The organism is Corynebacterium sp. HMSC05C01 (assembly GCF_001807155.1).
Classification (GTDB): Bacteria; Actinomycetota; Actinomycetes; order Mycobacteriales; family Mycobacteriaceae; genus Corynebacterium; species Corynebacterium coyleae.
The window spans coordinates 156,456-182,641 of record NZ_KV787971.1 but is presented as its reverse complement, the minus strand read 5'-3'; the positions used below and the strand labels follow the sequence as shown (position 1 = coordinate 182,641).

Annotated in this window: 23 protein-coding genes; 3 read left to right on the top strand and 20 right to left on the bottom strand. The window is 59.9% G+C overall.

Annotated elements, in window-relative coordinates:
• The 5 genes from HMPREF3145_RS10655 to HMPREF3145_RS10635 form a co-directional block, all read right to left on the bottom strand.
• On the bottom strand, positions 1–1,074 hold the full coding sequence (locus tag HMPREF3145_RS10655; RefSeq protein ID WP_070423200.1) for a magnesium and cobalt transport protein CorA: 1,074 nt from the start codon (positions 1,072–1,074) through the stop codon (positions 1–3).
• 143 nt (positions 1,075–1,217) lie between these two features.
• On the bottom strand, positions 1,218–2,093 hold the full coding sequence (gene pflA, locus HMPREF3145_RS10650; RefSeq protein WP_070423199.1) for a pyruvate formate-lyase-activating protein: 876 nt from the start codon (positions 2,091–2,093) through the stop codon (positions 1,218–1,220).
• Positions 2,094–2,096: 3 nt separating this feature from the next.
• Positions 2,097–2,348 carry an autonomous glycyl radical cofactor GrcA2 gene (gene grcA2, locus HMPREF3145_RS12100; protein ID WP_034999039.1) on the bottom strand — a complete coding sequence of 84 codons (252 nt, stop codon included), beginning with the start codon at positions 2,346–2,348 and terminating at the stop codon, positions 2,097–2,099.
• Between the two features lie 44 nt (positions 2,349–2,392).
• Positions 2,393–4,510: a pyruvate formate lyase family protein gene (locus tag HMPREF3145_RS10640; protein WP_070423198.1), complete on the bottom strand. Its 2,118-nt coding sequence runs from the start codon at positions 4,508–4,510 to the stop codon at positions 2,393–2,395.
• A 244-nt stretch (positions 4,511–4,754) separates the two neighbouring features.
• Positions 4,755–6,095, bottom strand: a complete 1,341-nt coding sequence (locus HMPREF3145_RS10635; RefSeq protein ID WP_070423197.1) for an NAD(P)/FAD-dependent oxidoreductase — start codon at positions 6,093–6,095, stop codon at positions 4,755–4,757.
• A 116-nt stretch (positions 6,096–6,211) separates the two neighbouring features.
• On the opposite strand from HMPREF3145_RS10635, the gene HMPREF3145_RS10630 reads away from it, so the two are divergent.
• The gene (locus HMPREF3145_RS10630; protein ID WP_070423196.1) at positions 6,212–7,546 is read left to right on the top strand and encodes a class I SAM-dependent methyltransferase; all 1,335 of its coding nucleotides are present in this window, start codon (positions 6,212–6,214) and stop codon (positions 7,544–7,546) included.
• On the opposite strand, the gene HMPREF3145_RS10625 is transcribed toward HMPREF3145_RS10630, so the two are convergent.
• From HMPREF3145_RS10625 to HMPREF3145_RS10615, 3 genes are all read right to left on the bottom strand, one after another.
• The gene (locus HMPREF3145_RS10625; RefSeq protein ID WP_070423195.1) at positions 7,543–10,464 is read right to left on the bottom strand and encodes an FAD-binding and (Fe-S)-binding domain-containing protein; all 2,922 of its coding nucleotides are present in this window, start codon (positions 10,462–10,464) and stop codon (positions 7,543–7,545) included. The two genes, HMPREF3145_RS10630 and HMPREF3145_RS10625, sit on opposite strands and share 4 nt — an antisense overlap.
• Before the next feature lie 99 nt (positions 10,465–10,563).
• Positions 10,564–11,229: a YceI family protein gene (locus HMPREF3145_RS10620; protein ID WP_083279527.1), complete on the bottom strand. Its 666-nt coding sequence runs from the start codon at positions 11,227–11,229 to the stop codon at positions 10,564–10,566.
• A 38-nt stretch (positions 11,230–11,267) separates the two neighbouring features.
• Positions 11,268–11,615 carry a hypothetical protein gene (locus HMPREF3145_RS10615; RefSeq protein ID WP_244268723.1) on the bottom strand — a complete coding sequence of 116 codons (348 nt, stop codon included), beginning with the start codon at positions 11,613–11,615 and terminating at the stop codon, positions 11,268–11,270.
• A 124-nt stretch (positions 11,616–11,739) separates the two neighbouring features.
• Here HMPREF3145_RS10615 and HMPREF3145_RS10610 point away from each other — a divergent pair, with 124 nt between their 5' ends.
• On the top strand, positions 11,740–12,117 hold the full coding sequence (locus HMPREF3145_RS10610) for an RNA polymerase-binding protein RbpA (RefSeq protein ID WP_070423193.1): 378 nt from the start codon (positions 11,740–11,742) through the stop codon (positions 12,115–12,117).
• Between the two features lie 4 nt (positions 12,118–12,121).
• Here HMPREF3145_RS10610 and HMPREF3145_RS10605 read toward each other — a convergent pair whose 3' ends face one another.
• From HMPREF3145_RS10605 to HMPREF3145_RS10580, 6 genes are all read right to left on the bottom strand, one after another.
• On the bottom strand, positions 12,122–13,108 hold the full coding sequence (locus HMPREF3145_RS10605; protein ID WP_070423192.1) for a polyprenol monophosphomannose synthase: 987 nt from the start codon (positions 13,106–13,108) through the stop codon (positions 12,122–12,124).
• 26 nt (positions 13,109–13,134) lie between these two features.
• Positions 13,135–14,679, bottom strand: a complete 1,545-nt coding sequence (gene lnt / locus HMPREF3145_RS10600) for an apolipoprotein N-acyltransferase (RefSeq protein WP_070423191.1) — start codon at positions 14,677–14,679, stop codon at positions 13,135–13,137.
• Complete coding sequence (locus HMPREF3145_RS10595; protein ID WP_070423190.1) at positions 14,680–15,204, bottom strand: FxsA family protein; 525 nt, start codon at positions 15,202–15,204, stop codon at positions 14,680–14,682.
• Positions 15,205–15,214: 10 nt separating this feature from the next.
• Entirely contained in the window at positions 15,215–16,063 is an 849-nt protein-coding gene (locus HMPREF3145_RS10590) for a lipase family protein (RefSeq protein ID WP_246817586.1), read from the bottom strand.
• Between the two features lie 366 nt (positions 16,064–16,429).
• On the bottom strand, positions 16,430–17,155 hold the full coding sequence (locus HMPREF3145_RS10585; protein ID WP_371325714.1) for an SDR family oxidoreductase: 726 nt from the start codon (positions 17,153–17,155) through the stop codon (positions 16,430–16,432).
• The gene (locus HMPREF3145_RS10580) at positions 17,148–18,260 is read right to left on the bottom strand and encodes a M24 family metallopeptidase (RefSeq protein WP_070423187.1); all 1,113 of its coding nucleotides are present in this window, start codon (positions 18,258–18,260) and stop codon (positions 17,148–17,150) included. The genes HMPREF3145_RS10585 and HMPREF3145_RS10580 overlap by 8 nt, the downstream gene beginning before the upstream one ends.
• 23 nt (positions 18,261–18,283) lie before the next feature.
• Between HMPREF3145_RS10580 and HMPREF3145_RS10575 the strand changes: the two genes are divergently transcribed.
• Positions 18,284–18,835 (top strand): S1 family peptidase, encoded by a 552-nt coding sequence (locus HMPREF3145_RS10575; RefSeq protein ID WP_246817584.1) that lies wholly within the window; start codon positions 18,284–18,286, stop codon positions 18,833–18,835.
• Here HMPREF3145_RS10575 and HMPREF3145_RS10570 read toward each other — a convergent pair.
• From HMPREF3145_RS10570 to pafA, 6 genes are read right to left on the bottom strand one after another with little or no spacing between them, the layout of a single operon-like run.
• Positions 18,822–21,584, bottom strand: coding sequence for a DEAD/DEAH box helicase (locus HMPREF3145_RS10570; protein WP_070423185.1), 2,763 nt, complete (start codon positions 21,582–21,584; stop codon positions 18,822–18,824). The two genes, HMPREF3145_RS10575 and HMPREF3145_RS10570, sit on opposite strands and share 14 nt — an antisense overlap.
• Before the next feature lie 5 nt (positions 21,585–21,589).
• The gene (gene tatC, locus HMPREF3145_RS10565; protein ID WP_246817583.1) at positions 21,590–22,618 is read right to left on the bottom strand and encodes a twin-arginine translocase subunit TatC; all 1,029 of its coding nucleotides are present in this window, start codon (positions 22,616–22,618) and stop codon (positions 21,590–21,592) included.
• Positions 22,619–22,627: 9 nt separating this feature from the next.
• Positions 22,628–22,894, bottom strand: a complete 267-nt coding sequence (gene tatA / locus HMPREF3145_RS10560) for a Sec-independent protein translocase subunit TatA (protein WP_070423183.1) — start codon at positions 22,892–22,894, stop codon at positions 22,628–22,630.
• Positions 22,895–22,929: 35 nt separating this feature from the next.
• The gene (locus HMPREF3145_RS10555; protein WP_070423182.1) at positions 22,930–23,862 is read right to left on the bottom strand and encodes a helix-turn-helix transcriptional regulator; all 933 of its coding nucleotides are present in this window, start codon (positions 23,860–23,862) and stop codon (positions 22,930–22,932) included.
• Positions 23,852–24,787, bottom strand: a complete 936-nt coding sequence (locus tag HMPREF3145_RS10550; protein WP_070423181.1) for a helix-turn-helix transcriptional regulator — start codon at positions 24,785–24,787, stop codon at positions 23,852–23,854. The genes HMPREF3145_RS10555 and HMPREF3145_RS10550 overlap by 11 nt, the downstream gene beginning before the upstream one ends.
• Positions 24,788–24,790: 3 nt before the next feature.
• Positions 24,791–26,158, bottom strand: a complete 1,368-nt coding sequence (gene pafA / locus HMPREF3145_RS10545) for a Pup--protein ligase (RefSeq protein ID WP_371325713.1) — start codon at positions 26,156–26,158, stop codon at positions 24,791–24,793.
• Positions 26,159–26,186 lie beyond the last annotated feature (28 nt).

Here is a 26,186-nt window from a genome sequence, read left to right as displayed (position 1 = left end):
TTAAAGCCAGTGGTTCTTGCGGAACCACCACCACATCACCGAGATAGCAATGAACATTGCGAGAAGTGCAGCGGGGTAGCCGTAACGCCAGCCAAGCTCTGGCATGACTTCGAAGTTCATGCCGTAGATTCCGGCAACCAACGTCGGCACCGCCGCCATGCCCACAACGGCCGAAATCGTACGCATGTCAGAGTTCTGCTGCATCGTAATCTTCGCTACCGACGCGTCCAGCAGGGACGTGAGACGTTCGTCGAAGCCTGAAAGACGGTCGCTGACGATCGTGGAGTTATCTTGGACGTCGCGGAAGTAGGTACGCAGAGCCTTACGCATAAAGTCCTTGTTGTTCGTCAACCCGTTGCGAAGCGCTGGCGACAGTGGGTCGATCGCGTGACGCATCTCCAAAATCTCACGCTTGTAGGTGTAGATCTTGTCAATGTTGATCGTGCGACGTGGCGTAAACACTTCGTTTTCCAGCTCGTCGACGTCGCTTTCGAGGAAATCCGCGACCTTCAGGTAGTTGTCTACCAGATAGTCAGATACCGCCCACGCCACAGCAGAAGGCCCGAGCAGCGCTAGCTCTTCTTCGTCCTCGAGCTTGTTGGTGAGGTCAGGGAGACGGACATTATGGCGAATCGTGATGGCAAACTTCTCGCCGATAATCATCTGTACTTCGCCGGTGGAAATGATTTCACGGGCGTCCGACACCTCTTCGTCGTCACGATACGACACTGAACGCACAACCAGGAACAACTGCTCGTCGTGGCGTTCAACCTTCGGTCGCTGATGTGCTGCGACAACATCGTCCACAACCAGGTCCTCAATATCGAAGACCTCGGCGATGCGTTCCATTTGCTCCGTTGTGGGCTCTTTCAGAGACAGCCATACGAAAGCGTTGTCGTAGCGTTCTGCCACCTCAAGTGCGTGAGTCATGCGCACATTTCCCGGCTGGCGTTTGCCGTCGACAAAAACGCGGCAAAAGTCGATCTGACGCTCGACAGGCACCGGGATTTGGTTCACAGACGGGGGCTGCACCTTCTTAGGACGCTGTCCTGGAATTGAAATACGTGGCGGCATAGCTTTAGCCCCCTTTCACGCTTGTGGGGCTTGCCGTATGAGAGGTCGCCCTGTAATGAATAGGCACGCAAAAGGCGCGCACGAATACCGAAAGTGATATTACGCGTGCGCGCCTTAATGTCTAACGGGGGTGATACCCCGGGTTAAAACACCGTCAAACCACGCGAGCGGAAGATTGATCGCACATGCTCAACGGACTCTGCGGACGGGGGAGTGACGTCCTGCAACTCGTAGTCGAGGCCGATTTTGTCCCACTTGTCCGCGCCCATGTTGTGGAAGGGGAGTACTTCCACACGCTCTACGGTGCCCTTCCAACGCGCGACGATATCGGCGACTCGCTGCACGTTTTCCTCAGCGTCGGTCAGACCTGGGACTACAACGAACCGGATCCAGACCGGTTTGCCCTTCTCGTGCAGTCGATCACCAAAATCGATGGTTGGCTGCAATTGGCGCGCGGTGACATTTTCGTATGTGTCAGGATCACCGGACTTGACGTCGAGGAGGAACAAATCAATATTGTCCAGGTCCTCGTCGGTCAAGCGTGCACCAAGGTAACCAGAAGTGTCGATTGTGGTGTGCACACCAGCGTCATGCACTGCCTTGAGCAGTCGTCGTGTAAACGCGATCTGAAACAGCGGTTCGCCGCCTGAAAGGGTCAGCCCGCCACCGGAAGCGTTAAAGACAGGCTTGTATCGCAGTACGCGGCACACGACGTCGTCGATACGCTCGAGTGTGCCTTCCTTCATTTCCATCGTGTCCGGATTGTGGCAGTACTTGCACCGCAGTGGGCAGCCCGACAAGAAAATCGTCATACGGGTGCCCGGTCCGTCGACGGCAGTGACCAGTTCCCAAGAGTGGATGAGGCCGATCTCGCCAGTGCGGCGAGCCTCAAACAACTCTGGGCGAGTGATCTCAAGGTCGTCGGTGGAAAGTCCGCCTAAACCGGCAGCGACGCCGCGCACGCGCTCGCCTGCTTCAGGCGATAGCGTGACGACGCCGCTCGTTCCGTCTTGGGCCATAAACTACGCGCCCTGGTGGAAGGTACGAGAGATGACGTCGCGCTGCTGCTCCTTGGTCAGCTTCACGAAGTTCACGGCGTAGCCAGAGACACGAACAGTGAGGTTCGGGTAGTTCTCTGGGTGCTCCATTGCATCCTCAAGCGTGGACTCGTCAAGCACGTTGATGTTGGCGTGGTACAGGCCAGAGTCCATGTTGTTCGCGGAACGGGAAGCCTTCATGGAAGCGAGGCGCTCGTCGAAAGTAGGGGTGGTCATGATGTCGTCTCCTTCGGAGTGAATAGGTGAGTGGGAAAGTCTGATTAGGCGGGGTTAACTACCGCATCGGCGTTGTCCATGATGAAGCCGGCGTCGAGAACACCAACCAGGTTGGTGATCTGCTCTTCCTTGTTACGGCCCAGGCCCGACGGGGTGATCGTGTTGGTCAGCGAAATGCCGTCCAATGCGTCGTTGTAGTCGAGCTTGCCCACGGACAGCATCGAAGCGACCATGCCGTGATTGTCTGCGCCGTTCTCCGGGTTCGCACCTGGGGCGAACGGAGTGCCGGCCTTGTGCCCGGACGGGAACGAACCAGTTGCCTTGCCGTAGACCACGTTAGAGGTAATGGTCAGTACCGACTGGGTCGGAATAGCGTCGCGGTACATCGGGATCGCTTTGATCTTCTGCATCACGGTGTGGACCACGGTTGCGGCAATGTCGTCCGCGCGGTCATCGTCGTTGCCGTAGAACGGGAAGTCGCCCTCGGTGATGTAGTCGACGATCAAGCCTGTCTCGTCGCGCACCGGTGTGACCTTCGCGTACTTAATCGCGGACAGAGAGTCAGCAACGATTGAAAGGCCAGCGATGCCACAGCCCATGGTGCGGACGATGTCGGAGTCGTGCAGTGCCATCTCGATGGATTCGTAGGCGTAGCGGTCGTGGCAGTAGTGGATGATGTTCAGAGCCTCGACGTAGGTACCGATAACCCAGTCGAGCATCTCCTCGTACTTCTGCCAGACCTCGTCGAAGTCGAGTGGGCCATCGCCCTCGATCGGCTTGTGGTCACCGTCAGTTATCTGCTTGCCGGTAACTTCGTCACGACCACCGTTCATGGCGTAGAGCAGTGCCTTCGCAGCGTTAACGCGTGCGCCGAAGAACTGCATCTGCTTGCCAACCTTCATCGGAGAGACACAGCACGCAATAGCGGCGTCGTCGCCCCACTGGTCACGGATCTGCTTGTCAGACTCGTATTGCAACGAAGAGGTCTCGATGGAGATCGCGGCGCAGAACTCCTTGTAGCCCTCCGGCAGCGCCGGATCCCAGAAGATGGTGATGTTCGGCTCCGGAGCAGGACCCAGGTTGCGCAGCGTCTGCAGCAGACGGAATGCGGTCTTGGTGACCTGGTGGCGGCCGTCCTCAGAGAAACCAGCGTCGGTCCAGGTTGCCCAGTACGGGTCACCAGAGAAGATCTGGTCGTAGTCCTCTGTACGGAGGAAGCGCACGATGCGCAGCTTGATGACGAGCGCGTCGATGATCTCCTGCGCCTCAACCTCGGTCAAGGTGCCGTTGGCTAGGTCACGCTCGAAGTATGCGTCCAAGAACGGGGAGAGGCGACCAATGGACATTGCGGCGCCGTCCTGGCTCTTTACGGAGGCAAGGTAGCCGAAGTAGGTCCACTGCACGGCTTCCTTGGCGTTGGTTGCCGGGCCGGAGATGTCGAAGCCGTAGTCTTCAGCCATCTTCTTGAGCTTCTTGAGCGCCTTGATCTGCTCGGCGTGTTCCTCGCGGTAGCGGGCCCAGTGCTCGGAGAAGCCCTTCTCCAAAGACGCATCCTTGGCCAGCTGCTTTTGCTCGATGAGGTAGTCAACGCCGTATAGCGCCACACGACGGTAATCACCGATGATGCGTCCACGGCCGTAGGCGTCCGGCAGGCCCGTGACGATGTGGGACGAGCGTGCTGCGCGGATACGAGGGGTGTAGATGTCGAAGACGGCATCGTTGTGGGTCTTGCGGTAGTGGGTGAAGATCTTCTTCACCTCCGGGTTGACCTCTTTGCCGGCCTCCTTGATGGCCTGCTCAACCATGCGCCAGCCACCGTTAGGCATCATGGCACGCTTGGTCGGGGTATCAGTCTGCAGACCGACGATCACGTCATCATCCTCGGAGATGTATCCGGGCTTGAAGGCGTCGATATCGGCCGGAGTGTCAGTGTCAACGTCATAGACGCGACGCTCGCGCTCAACGGCGAGGTAATTCTTATCCAGGTAGTCCCAGAGGCGCAGTGTCTTGTCGGTTGCGCCTTCAAGGAAGGATGCGTCCCCGTCGTACGGGGTGTAATTGCGCTGAACAAAGTCGCGGACGTCGATGTGCTCGGTCCACGGTCCTGGCGTGAAACCTTCCCACGCCTTGTTCTGGATTTGCGGCTCTGTAGAAACAGTCACAGTTGCACGATCTTTCACATAGATAACTAGTGGTCTTCATGCGGCTGCGCTTACCCATTCCCAAACACAGTCTCTTTAAAGCGCTTGCCGCTTACCTATGAGTATAAAGAAGTTCTCCGACTATAGGTAATACGTTTGGCGTGGTGTTGGTCACACAAAGTCTTCGGGGGTGGAGAGTAGCAAAAACCCCGGTCCTGCGCTCGTTGAGAGCGAAGAACCGGGGAAGTTGGAGCGCTATGAACGCTTACTTTTCGCCGTTTTCCAGGTGGATGTTCTCCAGCTGGCCTTCGGTGACAGCCAGGTTGTGGCGGGTGCGGGAGAACGCGTTAATCGTCCACTCGTTGGCAGCCACAATGCGGTTACGACGGCCGGTGAGGAAGGACATGTGGACGCCAAGCCACATCAGCCAGCCGATGAAGCCGGTGATCTCGACCTTGCCCATCTTCACCACAGCATTGAAGCGGTTGATGATCGCCATGGAGCCCTTGTCGAAGTACTCGAACGGAGCGCGATCCTCCGGAGCGATATCGTGCTCGACCTGGTTCTTGATGACCTTGCCCACATAAGCGCCGGACTGGATTGCAACCTGGGCCACACCTGGCAGACGGTCGCGATTCATCATGTCGCCAACGATGAAGACGTTGGACTCGTCGCCGACGGAAAGATCCGCGTTAACAGCAACCTTGCCGGCACGGTCCGCTTCAACACCGATCTGGTCTGCGACCTGCTTGCCCAGCGGGGAAGCCGCAACACCAGCGGACCAGATCTTGGTCGGAGTCTGGATCGTGGTTTCCTGTTCGGTCTTCATGTCCTTGTAGGTGACAGAGTCCGCATCAACGTTGGTCACCATGGCGTTGAGGATCACGGTGACGCCGGCCTTTTCAAGCTCACGCTGTGCCTTCTTGCCCAGGCGCTTGCCAAATGGAGGCAGCACCTGCGGTGCGCCATCAAGCAGGTAAATCTTCGACTGCTCGGTGCTGAACGAGTATCGGCCCGAGGTGAAGGCACGGTGCGCCATCTCCGCAACCTGGCCTGCAAGCTCGACGCCGGTCGGGCCAGCACCAACGATGACGAAGGTCAGAGCGCGATCGCGCTCTTCTGCGGTTTCCGCCAGTTCTGCACGCTCGAATGCTGCAATGAGGCGTGCGCGGATCTCAAACGCGTGATCCAAGGTCTTCAGGCCCGGCGCGAACTCGGCGAAGTGGTCGTTGCCAAAGTAGGACTGGCCAGCACCAGCGGCGACGATGAGGGAGTCGTAGCCGAAGGTGTATTCCTTGCCACTTTCAACAGAGGTGACGGTCTTGCCCTTGACGTCGATGGTCTCAACAGTGCCACGAACGACGCGGACGTTCTGCTGGTTAGCAAACATCTGACGGATGTCACCGGTGATCTCGCCCGAGGACATCAGGCCGGTTGCCACCTGGTAGAGCAGTGGCGGGAAAAGGTGGTGGTTGGTGCTGTTGATCAGGGTCACATCGACATCAGCATCCGCAAGTTCCTTGGCTGCGTTGACGCCACCGAAGCCAGCGCCGATGATGACAACATGATGGCGGTTTCCGTCTGGGCGAATGACCGTAGAGGCCATAAATATCTCTCCTCGGTTGAGTTTTTATATGTGCAACGCCTATATAGTACGCGCCGCATTTTATCTGAGCCGTGGCGTACCGCAGAAGCAGGTTCTTGGCCACTAGCATTTGTGAAATGGCCGATATCTCCCGCGCACGCAAAAGTTCCATCGACGCCGCGGCCTGGCCGGCTGTTGCTGCGGTACCCAGGGCCCGTGGAGGAGCGCTGCGCACGAAGATCGCTGAGGCGACATTTGCTCGTGCCTGTGCGAAAGCAGAACTTGCTCTAGAAGGAGACGATGCAGCGCTCACCGTGGAATCCGCGGACATGTTTGAGCGTATCGCTGCGCGCGGGTGGACTGGCCTTGCTGAAAGTTATATGGCAGGCGAGTGGGTGACCTCGACGTCCGAAGGGCTTGTAGATGCACTCCAGGCGCTGATCGGTGCGGGGTACAGGCCGGGGCCAGCACGCGTGTCTGCTCCGAAGCACGGTCGCACACCCCTTGGGGTGATCGGGGAGCTACCTCCGGATCTGGTGCAGCATTTTGCTGGTGGCACCGCAACGCATGCGCAGGGACACTTTGGCACGGGTGTGCCGACGACTCAGCGCACGCGGATGAAGTCCCACACTCCGGGGGCAGGGCGAGGAAACGAGCCAGGGCACCACTTCGTCGACGTCACCGAAATCGGCGCTCCACTTGACGCTCATCGTGATGACCTAGCTGATGCGCAACGCAGGAGCATTTCGATGCTTCTCGACGCCGCCGCTGCCGGCCCCAGCACACATTTGCTTGAGATGCCGTGCAGTGGAGGAGCGGTGGCTGCGGAAGCACTTGATCGACGCTGCACCCTGGATGTGGTTACCTTTGACGCCCGCGTGAGAAAAAGTCTTGAAGAACAGTTGATCCTCAGTGGCGCTGAAGGTGCTGCACGCATTGACGTGTTGGATTCCCCAGCCGAAATCGAAGCGTTGGCACGGCAGCGTCGCGGGGCGTACGACGCAGTAGTGAGCATGCAGGCGTTTGAGAACATGCCGCACCCGGAGCAGATCGCGTATCTCGTATCCGCGGAACAGATGCTCGCACAGGGCGGCAAGGTAGTGCTGCAAACAATTGTCCGCACGAACAACTATTCCCGGAGTGCAGCGGCAGCGTTGGCCTCAACCACCGGTTATGCGTGGCCACGGATGAACGTTGTGAGTTGCGATGACGTTGCCCGGATCGTCGATAAGCACACTGCATTGCGCGTGACTGCGGTGACAACCGCACCTGAACACCTCGCAGCATCGCTGAGGCTGCAGCGAATGGCCTTCGACGCCCACTTACGCGACGCCGCAGCGGATGGCTACGACGTTGTATTTCGCAGGATGTGGACTTGGCAGCTAGCCCTGCGCGAAGCCCTTGCACGATTGGAAATGCTGGACCTCGCGCAGGTCACGATGGTGCAGCGCCACCGCGGAGGCCGTCGCTAGGCTAACGTGACCTCCGGTCGGGATGCACGCTCGACCAGTACTGCAATCGACTCAAATGGCTTTCCGGCCACCATCTGTAGGCCCATCTCGCAGGTGCGGTTTGCTGACACGAAGCGTGCATAATTGCCACGATTGAGCCCCTCGCGTTCCTCGCGAGTCGCCGACTCAACCAGCTCAGGGTGCAACATCACACGATCGCCAGCTGTGCCACAGCAGGCCGCCCCAGCGGGCACTTCCGCATCGCCACACGCAGCTGCGACACGCATGAGCGCTTCCGTGGTACCAAGGTGCTGACCGGAGCATGGCGGGTGGACAGCAATACGCCCCTGGTCCTGAGTGATGGGCAGGTGCTCCATGATCTCTTCGTCGAGCCACTGCACCAGGTCAAGAACGCGAATCGCCTCGAAACGTTCAAGATCAGCAGGGGAGAGTACCTCCGGCATGGAATCCACCACGGTATGGGTGCACGAGGCCGCATCGATGATCACAGGCAGTGCGCCTTGCTCTGACCACTGCCACATGCGCTCCAGCAGGTCGAGTGCCTTCGCACGGTATGCATCGTCGAATCCCTTCGAAGAAAACGGCATGCCACAGCAACCGCCGTCAACGTTTTCCGGGATCCACACAGGTGCTCCGCTTCGTCGGCCGAGTTCAACAACCGCCTGCGGCACAGCAATCTGATCAGCAGAACCAGCAGGTTGGCCGAAGATACGGTTTACACAGGCAGGGAAGTAGACAGCTGCGGCACCGCTGCGCGAGGTTTCCGGCATCTGTGGTGCCTTGTGCGGCATGGGCCCTGGCACAGAGGGGAAGCGCTCGGGCGAGATGAGTGCACGTCCAACCTGGGTGACAGCATTGGCTAGCGCAGGCCCGAGAATATTGACGCCAGATACCGCAGTACGGCCCAACGCCTCGACCGCGCCGTATCCCTTCGCGATCCCAGTTGCGACACGCTTCTCTGCAGGTGTTGCCTGAGCTGCGCGCAGTTGCTTCATTACCTTGCCGGTATCAATGCCAACAGGGCAGGGGATAGCGCAGGTTCCGTCGGCAGCGCACATGTCGATCGCGTTGTACTGGTATTGCTCGCGCAGCGCCCCCAAGACCTCCGAGCCTTCCGGCTGACGCGCCATCTCACGGCGCAGCACAATACGTTGACGTGGAGTCACAGTGACGTGGCGTGACGGGCATACCGGCTCGCAGAAGCCGCACTCGACGCACATATTGATCTCCTGCTCGACCTTGGGAAAGGACTTGAAGCGCTGCAGGTGGATGTCCGACTGGCGAGTCAACTTCACGTCCGGCGCGAGGATGGTGTCCGGGTCAAGCATCTCCTTGACCTCCCAGAACAGGTTCCAGATTTCGTCGCCCCATTCATGGCGCACGAACGGCGCCATGTTGATACCGGTACCGTGCTCAGCCTTCATCGAGCCGTCGTGCTTGTCGACGACCAACTCAACCAGCTCGTCAAGGAAGCGCGAGTACTTCTCGAGCTCCTCAGGGTTGGAGAAGTCCGGGGTGATAAAGAAGTGCAGGTTCCCGTAGGGTGCGTGTCCCATCACGCCTTCGGGGTAGCCGTAGCGCCGGAGCAACTCCATGAGTTCAGCAGCGCCTTCGCCGACCTGCGCAGGTGGGAAGCATACGTCCTCAGTAATCAGCGCGGCGCCTTGCGGGCGGTTTTGCCCGATCAGGCCAAACAGGCCGTTACGCAGCTGCCACATGGCGTTTTGCTTCTTTGGGTCGGTCTCAAAGTGCAGCGGTGCCAGCAGCTCCGCGCCCTCGAGCACGGCCTCGGCGGCGGCAATGGCCTGCTGAAGCTCGTCTTCGGTGGTGCCACCGACCTCGAGGAGCAGGGCAGCGGTGGACTGGTCAATATCTGCCCATTCAGCAGGAGCAGCACTAAATTGGCCAACTGAACCGCGCATGACATCGGAGACGAGCAGTTCGCAGGCTTCAGCCCCGGCGTCGACAAGCTGTGCAACATAGTTGGCAGCATCAGTGATGTCGGGGACAACCACCCAGGTCACAGCCTTTTTCTTTGGCAACTCGATGGTGCGAATTTCAGCCTCGGTAAACACGCCGAGGATGCCTTCGGAGCCGACGAGCAAGCGCATGAGGATACGGACCGGCTCGTCCTCGTCCAAGAATGCATCGATGCGCAAGCCGTTGGTGTTGCGGATGGAGAACTTTGCGCGTAGGCGAGCGACTAGCGTCTCGTTAGCACGCAATCGATCACGGAAATCAGAGAGTTGTTTGTGCAGTTCAGGGCACTGTTTGCGGAAGGCGTCGTCGCCTTTGCGCGTATCGACGATCTCGCCAGACGTCAATACAAACTCAGCCTGATCGATGGTGTGGAAGGAATCACGCTCAATCTTGCAGCGCATGCCGCCGGCATTGTCAGCGAGGACGCCACCGATACAAGCAGATGCGGTCGAGCCGGGATCAGGTCCGAGCATGTAGCCGTGGCGTCGCAGGACCGCTTGAGCGTCGCCAAGCACAACGCCCGGCAACGTACGAAGGCGTTTGCCGCCGTCGAGGACCTCCATGCCGGCGAAGTGGGTCTTCACATCGACGAGGATGTCGTTCGTCATCGCCTGGCCGTTAAGCGACGTCCCGGCGGCGCGGAACGTCAGCGTCCGGCCTGCGCGACGGGCATAGCGCATCAGAGCGGAAAGGTCTTGCGCGTTACGTGGCTGAACGACCACGGACGGGATGTCGCGGTACGGAGAGGCGTCTGAGGCGTAACGCACGAGATCTGAGACGAGTGATTGAACATTGTCCGCGCCGACGATTGCTGCGAGCGCCGCGACGAGTTCCGGGTCGGAGCCGCCAGTGAATTGCTCACTGACAGCGTCCGGGTAAGAATCGTCGTAAACCGGCTTGGGGATCCTGCGGGGATCGGGAGAGAGGAGCTTTGCCATGGGGACAGATTACGCCGTGGTGCCACCAAATGTTACTTGACATAATGTACATTATCGGACAAATATCCTTTATATAACGTCAGGTGACGTTATATAGGGCTACTTCCGCATATCCAGGCGGACGTTAATTTCGCCGTCCTCGGCGATCTTTGCGGCCACCAGCTCCGGAGTCTTCACTCCGTAGTCCTCGCGGTTGATCGGAATGTCTGCTGCGACGAGCAGCTGATCGCCCGAGCGCGCGACATTGAATGTCTGCGTGATCGTATTCGTCTCGCCGTGGATCGTCATATCGCCCGTCAGGTTTACGGTGCCCATCGTCCCGTCCTCTGGCACACTGCTGAGGTCCACTGGCTCGGTGACAACGAACTTTGCCTCCGGGAAATCGTCCGTATGGAAAATCTTGCGGCGGACGCTTTCATCGCGGACATCAGAGTCGGTACGAATGTTTGTCATATCGACGATAATCTCGCCAGCCTTCAGCGTGCCCGCCTCGATGGTCACGCTACCGCGAACGCCTTGTGTCGAGCCTGACGTAGTCCGGCGATCACCTGGCAGCACCTCGGCGAACGTGAAGCCTGCAGACGTTTGGTTGGGTCCAGGCTTATTGGTTACCTCCCAGACGCCGTCAATTTCCGTTGTGGCGGATTTCAGGCTGGACTCGTCGATACCCTCAGTTTTGACACCGTGACTAAAAAACAGCGTCCTTCCCAACGGGATGAACGCCACTGCAAGCGCCAGAATGGCAAAGGCCAAAACTGCGATCATAAGCAGTTTCGTATTACGGGAGCTGGTCTTCACGTACCTCACCTCAGCTTTTCGAGTTTCTGGACCAAGCCTACTAATTCGTCACACAACGAATGCAACTCGTCCGCCGTCGCGCCTTCGGCCGCTGCAGTTTGGATATCCTCAGCGGCACAGCGCAACTCGTAAAGTCGATCGCGGATCTCTGCGACGCGCTGACGGCTCAGAATCACAGCGTCAGGGTCCACAGTCGTACCTGCAAGGAGTGTGCGCTGCTCATACGCACGCTGCTTGCACGAAGAACTGCAATATTTCCGCTTGCGGCCACGCCCCTGGTTGATTTCAATCTCTTTACCGCACCACGCGCAAACGTTTGTAGTCTCGTTTACTCTCCGCTTCCTGATCTTCACGGCGGCAAGTCTATTACAGGTGTCAAGCCTGGGTGAGGTCAGGGAACAAAACGAATTAGTGGACCGTTATACTTGAGCGATTGCTGGGCAACCGGGCAATAACGACGACAAGGATGGAGACAACATGGCTGATCGAGTGCTACGCGGTAGCCGCATGGGTGCCGTGAGCTACGAAACTGACCGCGACCATGATCTCGCGCCGCGTCGCATGGCGAAGTACCAAACACCCAATGGTGAGGTGTTTGAGGTTCCGTTCGCCGATGAGGCTGAGATCCCCGAAGAGTGGATGTGCAAGAACGGCCAGACCGGCACGCTCATGGAGGGCGAAGGCGTCGAGTCGAAGCCGACAAAGCCGCCGCGTACCCACTGGGACATGCTGCTGGAACGTCGCAGCATTGAGGAGCTCGACGTGCTGCTTGAGGAGCGCTTGGAGCAGCTCCGGAAGCGCCGTCGCACCGCGGCCCGCCTCGCTAAGGAGCAGGCCGCGCAGAAGGAAGGCTAATTCCTTACTTCGAACCGGAATTGAATACGTGAAGGACCTGACGCACGGTTTCCGTCGTCAGGTCTTTTGCCGTCTGGGCACCTTCAGCTACGCGACGGCCAACCCTATCCAGGTTCTTGCCGGAGAGCTCGTACTTGGTCAAGGAAGCAACCTCGTTAGCCAAGTCAGCTACCTGCGACGGAGCCTTGGTCGCACGATTTGGAAGATCTGCAAGCTTTGAGTTGGCGGCAGCGTACTCAATCTGTCGCCAGGTTTCGCTCGCCAGGTTGCCCACGAAGGAAGCCTTTTCCTTCGCTCCCCACTTGGTTACCTCCGCAAACGATGCGGCAGCGAAGCTTGCATCCAGCTTCGACTCGCCAAGCTTGCGGTCTTCAAAAGTGATGGGGACTTCAACAACCCCGAATCCAGCGTCTGCGACCTTGTGGGCAATCTCCACCTGGAAGATGTAGCCCTTGTTGGACAGCGCATCCAGGTCGAGTTCTTCCAAGACTTCGCGGCGGAACGCACGGTAGCCAGCGGTCATGTCCTTGACATCGTCGCCAAGCGCGATCGAGATGTACTCATTGCCCAGCTTGGACAGCAGGTAGCGGCTGCGCGGCCAGTTCTTTACTTCCCCACCGTCGACGTAGCGCGAACCGATTGCCAGATCTGCGCCGTTGGCTACTGCGTCGAGCAAACGCACGAGTTCCTCAGGGGCATGCGAGCCGTCTGCATCCATTTGAACGATGACCTCGTACTCGCGCTCAAGGGCCCATTCGAAGCCGGCACGGTACGCAGCCAGCAGGCCGTCTTTTCCGGTGCGGTGGAGCACGTGAACTTCATCATGAGTAGCTGCGAGCTCGTCAGCCTTTGCTCCGGTGCCGTCAGGCGAGTTGTCATCGACCACAAGGACGTCCACATCCTTGTTGGCATCCAGCACGCGTCCAACGATAAGCGGGATGTTTTCCACTTCGTTGTAGGTCGGGATAATCACCAGGGTTGTATTCGCCACGGTGCTACGTCTCCTCGTTGTCACACTTATTTATTCCTTGGTGCAGCATACCCGTGCGCCCGGGTACGTGCGGAAACGCCTGCCACAGCCATCAGCATGATCCCTGCCGCGACAAGCAACCACTCCAGAATCTTTCCAAATCGCACAGCCGGGGTGACAGAATCGCGCAGCGGCAGCTTTTCGACGAGATGATCTGCCGTGAAGATTTCCGTCTGCTGCGATACTGAGCCGTCGGGATGGACGATGGCGGAGACACCCGAGGTGGCTACAACAACCACTGCGCGATCGGTCTCCAGTGCACGCATGCGGCTCATCGCCAATTGTTGATACGTCATGCCGGTGAATCCAAACGTGGCGTTGTTCGTCGGTGTGCTGAGCAACTGGGCGCCGTTGCGAATCGCCATCCGGTAGGCCTCGTCCTCCGCCACCTCGTAGCAGGTCGCCACACCGACTGCGATGTTGCCGAGGTGCACCACACCGTTGCCGTCACCAGGTTTGAAGTTGCCAGCCAGGTCAACCATGTCGGAGAACCTCCGGAAAAAGTCACGCATGGGCATGTACTCGCCGAACGGCTGGAGGAACCGCTTGTGGTGGTACTCCCCTGGCCCATCCTCTGGATCGAAGACGACCATGGTGTTGCGGGACCCAACGTCGTCACGTGTGAGTGTGCCAACGAGCAACGGTGCGTCGATGCCGCGCACGGCGACGTCGATAAGCGCTCGTGCTTCCGAGTCGGTGAACGGATTGACGTCAGAGGAATTCTCTGGCCAGAAGACGGCGTCGACATCCATGTTTTGCGCGCGGAGGTCGTCGCGAAGCGCAAGAGTTTCGTTGACGTGATTGGCCAGCACCGCGCGGCGTTGCGCGTTGAAATCGAGGCCCATGCGAGGGACGTTGCCCTGTACCGCGGCAACGGTTGCTTCGCCCACTGTCGAGGCAGGGTTATTGACCCCGATCTGCGCCACGGTGCCGAGACCGAGGGGCAGTACTGCGGCTACAAGGCCGGCCCAGCGTTGCGTCCCACGCTGCAGAATGGCCACGGTGAGACCTGCCCCTGCCAGCGCCACCGCAAGTGAGATCAGCGCCGGACCACCCCAAGGTGCGAGAGCAGCTAGTGGAGCATTGATTTGCCCCCACGCCAGGCGTACCCAGCTAAACCCGCCGAAAGGAAACGACGAGCGGCAATACTCAACCGCAAGGTAGATCAGCGCAAACGCGAGGAAGCCAAAGCGCCAGCGCGCGACGATCACACCAAACACACCTGTAGCGATGCCGTAGAGCGCGAGGAAGATCGACAAAGCGACATACGGCATTGCGCCGACAAACTCCCCGATCCACGGCAGCAGGTAGAGGTAGCAAAACGCAGCCTGCGTAAAGCCCAGTAAGCCACCGAAGACTGCGGATGGACGATCAGTACCCGGCCAGCGTTGCCACGGCATGAGCGCAAGATAAAACACGGATATGCCGACGATGGCGGAGAACCAGTGTCCGTGCGGTTCGTACGAGAAGAACACCAGCCAGCCAGAGCAGGCCGCGAGTACGAACCGGAGGAAGCGGGTAAGGGCCGTCACCTACTTCTCCCCCGGCTCATTGCCGCTGTTGCGGAACCATTCCTCCAACTCGTCGGCATCAATAACGACGTCGTCAGCATCCGCTCCTTTCTGCGGAGAAGGCTGGTTGGGGTTCGTAAACGAACCGTAGGAGGTGGTGAACTGCGACATCGGGGTGGCCTCGTAGAGGCGCGCGCCGAGGTCCTCCATGCTGCGACGGGCGCGTTTGGTCATCGAACGACGCGCGATTGCTCGTGTCGGACCGAACACTAATAGCAGGCCGATGGCCGAGCTGACGAAGCCGGGGACGAGGCTCAGCGCCCAGCCGGCCATCAGCAGTGCGGAATCGCCAGCCAACTTGCCAAGGCTGGTTCGTCCGCGAGCCATCTGCATGAGTTCACTGCGAAGCGACATGCTGGCGGCGAAGCCGCCGAAGATCATCAGTGCAAAAATTGCCAACAGAGCCCAGCCGACACCAATCCACTTGGCAACGAGAAAGAACGCGATCGCTTCAACAACGAAGTAGGACAACAGGAGCACAGGCATGGGCCAGAGACTACCCGTTGAGCCGATCGAGCAACCAACCCACGTCAGTTGCAGCGTAGAGAAAATACGGGCCGAAGTGGTTTGTGCCAGTCCTGCCACGGATACGCCTGGCCGTACGTGAGAGGAACTCCACTCCCCAACTCTCTGCCAAGGCTGCGACATCTGAGTGCGGGACAAGGTCGTCGTATGGCGAACTCCACAGACGAATCGGAATACCTAGCGGGCGTTTGGTGCCTAGGCGTGTTGCATCAAGGTGGCTGCTGGTCAATGGGAGGTCGTCGAGAAGAGATGCCATGCTCACTCCGGTGCTCGTCCAAGAGCGAGTATGCGACCATGGGCGATGCAACACTGCCCCTAAAGCACACGTGCGCGCCCCGTTCGCAATGGCCGCAACACCTCTTGGGCTCAAGTGCGGAGCAATCTCGGCAGCAATTGCGTCGTCGCTGGCCATGAGACCCGCGACCGCGTAGAGGATCACTACGGAGGCAAGCGCGCCATCGACATGGTGGAGCATGCTGACCATGTCCACTGGCGGAGCTGCGACCACAGCTGCCAGCAGTTGGAGATCGGGTGCGTACTCAGGTTCCTCGAGCCACGCTGCGGCGGCTCCCCCGCCCTGGGAGAAACCCCACAGGCCGAGTTTGGCTGTTCCTACGCCGAGATTGGTGCTGGCGCGCACGGCATCGGCGAGGGAGCGTGCTGCCGCAACGTGGTCGCAATAGAGCTCCACATCGTCCCCGGGGTCGCGTGGGTAATCGGTGATGACTACGTCGGCGCCGGCTGCAAGGAACAAGTTGATTACGGGTTGTTCATACGCGGCGATCAAGTCGATGGGCTTAATACGTGGTCCGATGCCCACGGTGCATGAATATGACGGGTCGCAACGCCGTGCAACGCCCTGCGTTGATGGCGCAAACGCGATCGTGGGCCGATCACCTTTCCCCGTCCACGGCGTACGAGAGCGAAACACTGCGCCTGTCGCGGATAAGATCCGGCCTTGAGTATCGCTCGTGGCGTATTCGATTCGCCAGGAGTCTGAGGGGTTCAACAGTCCGCTTGCTCCTACCGGTCGGATCCGTACGGCCTTGAGAAGGGACCCCGGCGTCACGCCCATAAGCCAGGTAGCTCGGCCGAAGTCTGGCCCGGTTCGTTGAGCAGGACGAACTAAGTCAAGGCCGAGCCCGACAAGGGAACGCACACGAGGAAGGAGCAACGACGCCATGATCTACCTCGGCATGTGACGCCAGATTGGACGTGGAACCAAGCGCATAATCATGGCCAAAACAGTGAGGCGACGCGGGATCCACACTGTCGTGCTCCGTCCCTTGGCCGCAGCGTCAACGACAGCATCTGCGACGACATCCGGGGTTACCGACATGACGGCGGGCTTCATCCCCTCAGTCATCGCACCGATGACAAAGCCCGGGCGCGCCAGGATTAGGTTCAGGCCTGTCCCATGGAGTTTGTCGGCGAGTCCTTGGCAAAACGCGTCGAGGCCTGCCTTCGTCGATCCGTAGACGTAGTTGGCGCGACGTGCCCGCCAGCCAGCGATGGAAGAAAAGGCGAAGATCTCGCCGCGTGCCATTTCGTCGGCAAGGACGGTGAGCATGTTGACCTGTGCCACGTAGTCCACCGTGGCAATGCGAGCGGCCTCGCGTTCATCGCGCTCTGCCAGTTCCTGATCGCCCAAAATGCCGAAGGCCACGATGGCGGACGTGACCTCCCCCGCCTCGCGGACGATGCGGCGATGCGAGTCGAGGTCGGTAGCGTCAAAATTAACGGCTCTGACAACAGTCGCGCCCGCTGCAAGCAAACGACGTTTCACGTCGTCGAGGCCGTCGCTGCCACGCGCTGCGAGTACGACTTCACGACCACTGCAGATGCGCACAGCGATCTCGCCGCCGATGTCGCTGCGAGCACCAAGCAGGAGCACTGTTCCGGGGTTAGCCACGCGCTGCATCCAGGTCGCGGCGAGTGGTGTTAAAGGTCTTCATGCCGGTAGCAGTCAGCGTCACGATGTCTTCGATGCGCATGCCCCACTCACCTGGCTTATAGATGCCCGGCTCGATGGAAAAAGCCATTCCCTCGCGCAAGATAACGTCGCTACCTGCGATGATGAACGGCTGCTCATGGCCCGACAATCCGATACCGTGACCAAGACGGTGGGTAAACCACTCGCCGTAGCCGGCCTCCTCCAGTACGCCTCGTGCGACGGCGTCGAGTTCACCTGCGGTAATGCCGGGTCGGGCTGCGTCGCAGGCCGCCTGGAATGCGCGCTGAAGCGCGTCGTACGCCTCCAGGAAGTCTGGCTTCGCCTTGTTCCTGCCACCCACGACGTGAGTACGGGTGCAGTCCGATTGGTAGCCAGATGGCAGCGCACCGCCGAGGTCTACGACCACCGGGTCGCCCTCCTCGAGCACACGGTCTGAGAAGTCGTGGTGGGGATTCGAGCCGTTTGGTCCCGAACCGACGATGACGAAGGCTACCGTCTCGTGCTCTTCGAGGATCAGCGCGTTCAGTTCTGCAGCGACCTCGCGTTCCGTACGGCCCGGCTGAAGCAGCTCCGCAGCACGTTCGTGCACACGGTCGATTGCCCTGCCTGCGGCCTCGAGTTGTTCAAGCTCTGCAGGGTCTTTCACCATGAACAATTCCGCGACCTCAGTCGCAGCCAGATCTGTACGTGGCAGCAGGTCTTGGAGTGCGAACACGTGGTCGGCGGTTAAAGAGGAGCCGAGACCGACCGGGCCATCCGGAAGCGAGTCAGCAACGAGGCGGTACGGGTTCTCACCATCGCGCCAGCCGATCACCTCGACGTCGTCCGCGCCGTCGAGCCCCAACGAAAGCAGGTCTGTCATCGGTGCGACGACACGCGCGCCATCGGCGGAGATGACGAGGGCGGTGAGGCGTTCGTGGGAGGACGCCCAGGAGCCGGTGAGGTAGGCAAACTCTGCACCAGTCCCGATCACCAATCCGCTCAAGCCACGTTGCTTTACCAAGTCGGCAGCCATTTGTCGGCGCTTCGCGTACACACTTGCATCAAACGTCATGCTGGCCATGGTAGATCGATACCATCGCTGCTGTGTCTGAATCCCTCGCACGATCAATCGCCCGCATCAGTATGCCTGGACGTAGTTACTGTTCAGGCGCGCTGATCACGCCCGATACGGTGCTCACGTGTGCGCATTTCTTTCGCGGTGTGGATGAATCGAAGGTGCGTGTGCGTATCGACGACACCACGTACCGCCTCAAATCCGCCGCACCGATTCCCGGTACTGATATTGCATTGGCAAGGCTCACCGAACGCTCATCGGCTCCGCTGCTTGCGATTGGGGCTCCTCCGAAGATTGGCGCATCGACGCTGACGGTTGGCTTCGGCGGACGTGCGGAAACTCCTCAGGGAAAGCCAGGTCTCTACCTGGGCAAGCTGCCGTTTTCTGCGTCACGGTCGTTTGCCACGCGTATCCGCCCCGCGGGCTTGGTCTACGCCTCTCCCCCGGCGATCAAAGGAGACTCTGGCGGGCCGGTCTTTGCACACGGCAAGGTGTTCGCAGTGCAGTCGCTCATCATGGATCCGATGAACCGAAACCTGCGCATCGCCACCGTGTCGCTATTGCCCGCTAGTTACCGATAGCCACCACACCGCGGCGGATCGCGTCGACCGCACGGTTGGCGTTATCACGAATCTGGTCCGAGTAGCCGGTCTTCTTAATCTGCTCGAGCAGGTCGATGACTTGGCGGCACCAGCGCACGAAGTCGCCAGGTGTCAGTTCTGCGCCGGATTCTGCCGCAGCTGCGAGGGCGTAGCCCAAGGGGGCACCCGCGGTCCACTGATGCATGGACAGGCTAAACCCGGCATCCGGAAGGCGTGTTGCGGGAAGATTATGGCGTTGCTCATCAGACACCAGTTCTCCATAGATGCGCATGGTGTCGTTCATCGCATCAGCCATCGCGTCGGTTGCCGCCTCCGGCGAACCCTGGGTCGCACGACGGTTTTCGAACACCACCATGGATGCGACACCGGCGAGTTCCGCTGGATCTAGCTCGTCCCAGATGCCGCGCTTGAGACACTGTGCGACCAGAAGGTCTGAGACGTTGTGAATACGCGATAGACGCTCGCCCTCGTCGGTGACGTTGGGTTCGCCGTCGACTAGTTCGACGTAGTCCATCTCCGTGAGCAGCCCGATGATGCGCTCAAAGGTTCGGCCGAGGGAATCAGTCGACGAGTCGACCCGGCGTTCAAGTGAGGCAAGTTTGCGTTCGTCGCGCACGATGTCTTCAGCGGTCCGGGCAAGAAGCTCGCGGTCGTGGGTTGGCCAGTGATGAACCGGGTGGTTGCGAAGCGCCTCTTGAATCGCCAGCACCTGCTTGTTCGGACGGGTCCTTGCCTTCTCACGCAGTCGCTTCGGCGCGTTGAAGTGGCCACGGTGCAGCATGTCTGCCACCTTGCGTGCGTGTTTTCGTGGCTGTTGCTGCATGTGACGTGGCACCTTGATGCGGCCGACGACCATGGGTGGGTTGCGGAACGAGGCGGCGTCGATACGCGCCGACCAGCCGCGCTCTGTGGTCACCCAGGGACGCGGGTCGTGCTGCTTCGCCGCGGGTTGCACCACAGCGGCCAGTTCCGGCTTCCGCTTGCCTGGCAGCGCGATCACCTCGCCGACTTGAAGGCGGGCAAGGATTTTCACCGTCTCCGTGTGACGGTTCTCAATCGCTTCGCGGCGCGCCTTCTTCTCCGCATCATTGAGGTCACGACGCAGCCGCGAGTACTCCACAAGCTCCGCTGCGGGATCTTCGGACGGCGGCGCGAACGCGGAGATGTCGCGCTCCAACTTCTCGCGCAACGTCCGCACCTTAGCCTGCAGGCGCTCAATGTCACGGACCTCGCCCACCACGGAGCGGTCCGTTTGGAACTGGGCGAAGGACTGCTCGATAAGCCGAATCGAATCGTCGAACCCATTCATGGCCAGCATGTTGATGGCCATGTTGTAGCCAGGCTGAAATTGCGAAATCAGCGGGTATGTGCGGGTCGAGGCCAACCCGGCAACCGCATGGGGGTCCAGCGCCGGTGCCCACTGCACGACGGCGTTGCCGATGTGGTCGATGCCGCGGCGCCCCGCACGCCCGGTCAGCTGCGTGTACTGGCCAGGAGTCAGATCGACATGGGCCTCGCCGTTGAACTTGACCATCTTCTCCAGCACGACCGTGCGCGCCGGCATGTTGATGCCCAACGCAAGCGTTTCGGTTGCGAAGACCACCTTGACTAAACCGCGTACAAAGAGCTGCTCGACGATGTGCTTAAACGCTGGCAGCAGACCTGCGTGGTGGGAGGCAAAGCCACGCATCCAAGCGGTGCGCAACTGTTTAAAGTTGAGCACTTCAAGGTCTTCGTCGGGAATGCCTTCCACGCCGTCGTCGATAATCTGCTCGATTTCGGAGCGCTCCTCCGGAGTCGTCAGTTCTTTGCGGGAACGCAGGCACTGGAACAGTGCGCCGTCGCAGCCGGCGCGGGAGAAGATGAACACGATAGCGGGCAGCATGTCCTGGCCCTGCAGGACGGAGACGACCTCCGGGCGCCCTACTGGACGCACTTTGTCCTGGCCGCGGGTACGGCCGCTGCGGGAGCGCGAACGGAAGCCACGGCCTTCCTCGAAGTCGCGGCGACCCTCATTGGAATGGCCGGACTCGATGCGCTCAATGGCGTGCTCGAGGGAGCGGTTGACCCGCCCGTCCGTGCCGGGTTCAAACAACGGGAACATCTTGCGCCCCACCATCATGTACTGGCTCAGCGGAATCGGGCGGTGCTCAGAGACGATCACCTCGGTGTCACCGCGGACGGTAGAGAGCCATTCGCCGAACTCCTCGGAGTTTGACACCGTCGCCGAAAGACCAATGAGGCTGACCGAGTCGCTCAAGTTGAGGATGATCTCCTCCCACACGGCGCCACGGTCCCGGTCGGCCAAAAAGTGGATCTCATCCATCACCACATGGGTCAGTCGATCCAACTGCGGCGACTCGGCGTAGAGCATGTTGCGCAGCACCTCAGTGGTCATCACGACGATTTCAGCCGAACCATTGATGCTGGTATCACCGGTGAGCAAACCAACAGCCTCCTCGCCATGCTCGGCGACGAGGTCGTTGTACTTCTGGTTGCTTAAGGCTTTAATCGGCGTGGTGTAGAAACACTTCGTCCCCCGGTGCAGCGCGAGCGAGACTGCGAACTCGCCAACAATGGTTTTGCCTGAACCAGTCGGCGCGCAAACCAGCACGCCGCGGTCCTCCTCGACGGCTTTGCAGGCGTCAATCTGGAAGTCGTCGAGATCGAAAGGCTTCGCGGCGGCGAATTCCTGCAAAAACGGCGTGGAGTTCTCAGGGGAAAGCATACCCCCTACAGTACGTCCCCAAAGTCAATGTCGTTTTCGAAGCCCCGCTTCTGCGCGGTTTGCTGCGAACTGTTCTGCGGCGACTCTGGCGTGCGGCGCACAGGTTGTGGTCGCTCGATCGGTGCAGCCTTGATGCTTATCGACGACCCAATCCGGCTCGCAGCCCCAACCGGCGTCGGCGCTTCGATGGGACCGGAGCCTTGTTCGTCGTCAAGATCCATCCAGTCTGGGCGCTCACGCTTGCGCTTGCGGTCGTTGAAACGGCAGAACTGGAACGCGATCTCCACAAGCAAGTTGATCGAAATCGCTAGTGCCACCATCGAGAACGGATCCTGCCCCGGCGTCATCACGGCCGCGAAGATGAAGATCAACACGATGATGAATCGACGCTTGTCCTTCACATGCTCGTAGCGCAGCACGCCGACGAGATTGAGCATGATGATGATCAGTGGCAGCTCGAAACTGACACCGAAGATCACGATGAGGGAAAGCAGGAAGTTGTAGTAGCGCTCACCGGTTAATGCGCCGATCTGGAACTCGGAGCCTATAGACATCAGGACGTATAGGCCTTGGTCGAGCACGAAGTACGCCAGCAGGGCGCCGAGCACGAACAAGAACACCGCCAAAGAGACAAACGTCATGGTGTAACGACGCTCGTTCTTGTGCAGACCGGGCGTGATGAAGTTCCAGATCTGCGTCAGCCAGACCGGGGATGCCAGCACGAGACCAGCCAGCGCCCCGACTTTCAGGCGCAGCATGAACATCTCAAACGGGCTTGTAGCCAGCAGTCGGCATTCCCCGTCAGCCGTGAATGAGGCCCGCAGCTCTTGCGGCAAGTTGCAGTATGGGCCTCGGATGATCTCACCTAGCGGCATCAACCGCCAAGGGGCGTACTGGTACCAAATAAAGCCGATAACCGTGCCGATGGTGATCGCAATAAGCGACACAATCACACGGCGGCGAAGCTCCTGAAGGTGTTCAACCAGCGACATTTCGCCGGTTGGGTTCTTCCCTCTTCTCTTTAACTTCGTCATCAGACGCACCTAGGCGCGCGGCTGATTCTCCGGGTGCTCCCAGAAATCGGCATCCTGTGCGGCGCTGCGCGTTTCCTGGGCAGCAGCAGACTCAATCTGGTGCTGCTGCTTGGGCTGCTCTGCCGCTTCGTCGTTCTTCATCTCCTTCACCTCGGACTTGAAGATACGAGCGGAGCGCCCCATGGAGCGTGCAAGATCCGGCAGCTTGTTGGCGCCGAACAGCAGGAGCACGACAAAGAGGCAGATAAGGATTTCTGCCCAACCGATGCTTGCCATTGCATTCCTTTCAACAACAGACGAGTTAAGGGTTCCTAGTCTAACGCTTTGAGTGCAGAATTCACGCGCGCCTCGAGTTCGTCGGCGAGATTCACAGGCTCTTGGATGCGTACGCGGTCGGCTTGACCTAGGCAGAACCGGATCAGCCAGTCGCCGCTGCCGTAGTGCATGGTGGCCGGAATCCACCCCGTTTCGGAGTCAATTACGTCACTTTCGATATCGATGTCCCAGTAGTCCGCCAGCCACGTCGCGTCCGGATGAATTAACAGCCGAGCCTTCGCCTGCTGGGCCATGCCGAAGGGATCGGCGCTGTCGAAGTCGGTGTCTGTGGCGGTGGACGGCTCGTCGAGAAGCACTGCTTCCCGGATTCGGTCAAGCCTGAACGTCTTCATCTCGCCGGCATCTGCGGCGCGGAGGTACGTGTTGCCGTCTTCGTGGAAGAGGCTCGCAGGCTCAATTGTGCGCTTACTCGTCGTGTCTGAGGTTGCCGAGTAATACGTCACCTCGAGTTGCTGCTTGGCAGAGAGTGCCTCGGCGACCGTAGACGCAATACTCGACGTCGTGGGGTGCTCCGCATCGCCAATGCCGCTGGAGGTTGTCGCGGTACGGATCTTGTCGGCTGCGGAGCGGACCGCGCGGGCATCCACAAGCCCAGGCATTGTCTCTAACGAGTCGAGCAGCACCAGCAGCGCACTTGCCTCAACTGGGGTGAGGCGGAGCGGCTTGGTCAAACCTTGGTCGTCGATGATCCGCACGCCCTTCCAAGAGTGCTCAAGCTCGATCATCTCCCCCGGCCCGGTGCCAACTCCCGACATGTACAGCAAGTCGAGATCATCGCGCACCTGCTGTGGATCTGCGCCGAGGTCTCGCGCGATTTCCATCACCGTCAGATCCGCGTGGTTGGATGCGTAAGCAACGAGGTTGAGCAAACGCACCACGCGCTCTTGACGCTGCAGATCAGTGCTCATGAGGCTCCTTTCCCGTCACAGAGCGCAGAAGCTTGACGACGTCCTCCCGTACCCCAGCTGGCTCCACCGCAATAACGTTGCCCGCGATGCTGGCAATCGCGCGAACGACCCAATCGCGGTCGACGGAGGTGAGCGTGATGGTGTCGTCGATACGCTTGCCGCGCATTGCGAGTTCTTCACCGGCGCCATTGGTAACGGTGACGGTGGCATCGACCAGGTCACCTCGCAGCGATGCCTCCACAATGTTTTGGAGCTCGCCTTCTTGCTCGTGGAACGGCTCTGAAGCGTTGACACGTTTCACCTGGGAAATTTTCTTCACGCGGAAGACACGCTCGGCGCCGCGGTCGATGTCGTAGCCGACGAAGTAGGCGCGGTTGTTCAGCGATACCACGCCCCACGGATCCACTACGCGACGCTCAGGATCCTTGCCTGGTGCGCGGACGAAGTCGAAGGACATGCGCTGCTTGTTGCGCACACACGCAACGATGGCGCGCAACGTCTCTGGGCGGAGTTGGAAAATATCGTTGGACACCGACACCAACGTCGGAGCATCAAGGTTCCGCGTCGCACCCGATGCAGCGAGCTTTGTCCATCCCGAACGCGCGAAACTGCCAAGCGAGCCCGGCTGGGAAAGATCAACTGCTAGCCCGACGACGGATGCTTCCTCGGCGGTGAGATCCACCGGCGGAAGTTCGTAGAGGTCTTTGTCTACCCACACTTCTCCGTCTACAAAGTGGGCGGGCACCCAGAGTCGGCGCAGTTCTGCGACGTCACGGCGGATGAGATGACCTGCAGCGTCACGGCTGCGACCTCCGTATCCGTCGACGTGGCGCTGTACCCACGCGACGTCCCGCTTTTCAGGTGAGTTGAGCAGTGCAAAGGTGAGGCCGACCTGGCGGATGATCATGTCGGAATCGTCGGCCATGCGCTACTCTCCTTCCCCCGCGTGAGCGTTGACGTAGTCGATGAGGTCATCTGCCTCGGCGCTGGTGTTGGCGAATGGGTCGAGCAACTCAATCGTGCGCGGCTCCGGACGGTTGACCTTCAGGTGCACCCAATCGACGTTGTGTGGCGTATCTGCCTGACGTACTGCCGCGAGGAACCTCCCGCGGATGGCGGCACGTGTGGTTTCAGGCGGGTTCGCCACAGCCTGTGCGATCTGGTCGTCGGTAATCCAGCGCTTGGCAAGACCTTTGCGCTCCAGCAGGTAGAACAGTCCGCGCTTGCGGTTGATGTCGTGGTAGGTCAGGTCGATCTGGGCGAGTTTTGGGTGGTCCCAGCCGCAACCGAGCTTGGCGCGGAACTGCCCAAGCAGTTTGCGTTTAATCACCCAGTCGATCTCTGTATCTACCTGGGAGAAATCCTGTGTCGCAATCGCATCGAGGGTGCGCTCCCACAGGTCCACGACTCGGGCCATCTCCTCGTTCGGCGTGCCCTCGTCTGGGCGTTGCGCCAACCAGCGCTTTGCAGACTCAAGCGTTGTGCGCTGCACCTCCAGAGCGGACACGGTGCCACCCGCAGCTAGGTCGAGTGGCGTCGACCCGGTCGGGTCCGCTGCGATGTCTCGGATATGCGCAATCGGGTCTGTGAGCTCCATGTCGGGCAGGTCAAAGCCTGCCTCGAGCATCTCAATGACCAGCAGCATCGAGCCAACCTTCAGTGCAAAGGTGGGCTCGGACATGTTGGAATCGCCGACGATGACGTGCATGCGACGGAAACGGTGCGAATCCCCATGCGGTTCGTCGCGGGTGTTGATGATCGGGCGGGTGCGCGTCGTCGCAGAGGACACACCCTCCCATACCTGGTCGGCGCGCTGCGAGATGACGAATGTGTCGCCTGCGATCTTGCCGGCGCCGCAGATGAGCTGGCGTGTGATTAGAAACGGCAGCAGTTGCTGACCGAAGGACTTCAGCGCGAGTTCGCGGCTGACCAGGTAGTTCTCGTGTGCGCCATAGGAGTTGCCACGGGAGTCCACGTTGTTCTTAAACAAATAGGTCGACCCACCGAGACCATCTGCTGCAAGCGCCTTGTCGGCCGTTTCTGCAAGATCCGCATAGATCCACTCGCCCGCCTTATCGTGCGCGAGGAGCTGGGACAGCGAGTCGCACTCCGCTGTCGCGTACTCCGGGTGCGAGCCGACATCGAGGTAAAGACGCGCAGCGTTGTCCACATACACGTTGGAACTGCGGTGCTGCGCTACTACCGGGCGGAAGAGGTACCTGGCGATCTCTTCCGGGGTGAGCACTTGGCGGGCACCGTCATAGGCAGCCACGCCGAATTCTGTTTCGACGCCCATGATGCGCCGTGGGTACCCAGCCACCATT

Excerpts from the sequence above, each read along its gene's own strand:
- grcA2 (WP_034999039.1), bottom strand. The coding sequence starts at position 2,348 with ATGACCACCCCTACTTTCGACGAGCGCCTCGCTTCCATGAAGGCTTCC.
- HMPREF3145_RS10550 (WP_070423181.1), bottom strand. The coding sequence starts at position 24,787 with ATGGCCGACGATTCCGACATGATCATCCGCCAGGTCGGCCTCACCTTT.
- pflA (WP_070423199.1), bottom strand. The coding sequence starts at position 2,093 with ATGGCCCAAGACGGAACGAGCGGCGTCGTCACGCTATCGCCTGAAGCA.
- tatC (WP_246817583.1), bottom strand. The coding sequence starts at position 22,618 with ATGACGAAGTTAAAGAGAAGAGGGAAGAACCCAACCGGCGAAATGTCG.
- HMPREF3145_RS10635 (WP_070423197.1), bottom strand. The coding sequence starts at position 6,095 with ATGGCCTCTACGGTCATTCGCCCAGACGGAAACCGCCATCATGTTGTC.
- HMPREF3145_RS10610 (WP_070423193.1), top strand. The coding sequence starts at position 11,740 with ATGGCTGATCGAGTGCTACGCGGTAGCCGCATGGGTGCCGTGAGCTAC.
- HMPREF3145_RS10580 (WP_070423187.1), bottom strand. The coding sequence starts at position 18,260 with ATGGCCAGCATGACGTTTGATGCAAGTGTGTACGCGAAGCGCCGACAA.
- tatA (WP_070423183.1), bottom strand. The coding sequence starts at position 22,894 with ATGGCAAGCATCGGTTGGGCAGAAATCCTTATCTGCCTCTTTGTCGTG.
- HMPREF3145_RS10630 (WP_070423196.1), top strand. The coding sequence starts at position 6,212 with ATGGCCGATATCTCCCGCGCACGCAAAAGTTCCATCGACGCCGCGGCC.
- HMPREF3145_RS10625 (WP_070423195.1), bottom strand. The coding sequence starts at position 10,464 with ATGGCAAAGCTCCTCTCTCCCGATCCCCGCAGGATCCCCAAGCCGGTT.
- HMPREF3145_RS10570 (WP_070423185.1), bottom strand. The coding sequence starts at position 21,584 with ATGCTTTCCCCTGAGAACTCCACGCCGTTTTTGCAGGAATTCGCCGCC.
- HMPREF3145_RS10655 (WP_070423200.1), bottom strand. The coding sequence starts at position 1,074 with ATGCCGCCACGTATTTCAATTCCAGGACAGCGTCCTAAGAAGGTGCAG.
- HMPREF3145_RS10595 (WP_070423190.1), bottom strand. The coding sequence starts at position 15,204 with ATGCCTGTGCTCCTGTTGTCCTACTTCGTTGTTGAAGCGATCGCGTTC.
- pafA (WP_371325713.1), bottom strand. The coding sequence starts at position 26,158 with ATGGGCGTCGAAACAGAATTCGGCGTGGCTGCCTATGACGGTGCCCGC.
- HMPREF3145_RS10555 (WP_070423182.1), bottom strand. The coding sequence starts at position 23,862 with ATGAGCACTGATCTGCAGCGTCAAGAGCGCGTGGTGCGTTTGCTCAAC.
- HMPREF3145_RS10620 (WP_083279527.1), bottom strand. The coding sequence starts at position 11,229 with ATGATCGCAGTTTTGGCCTTTGCCATTCTGGCGCTTGCAGTGGCGTTC.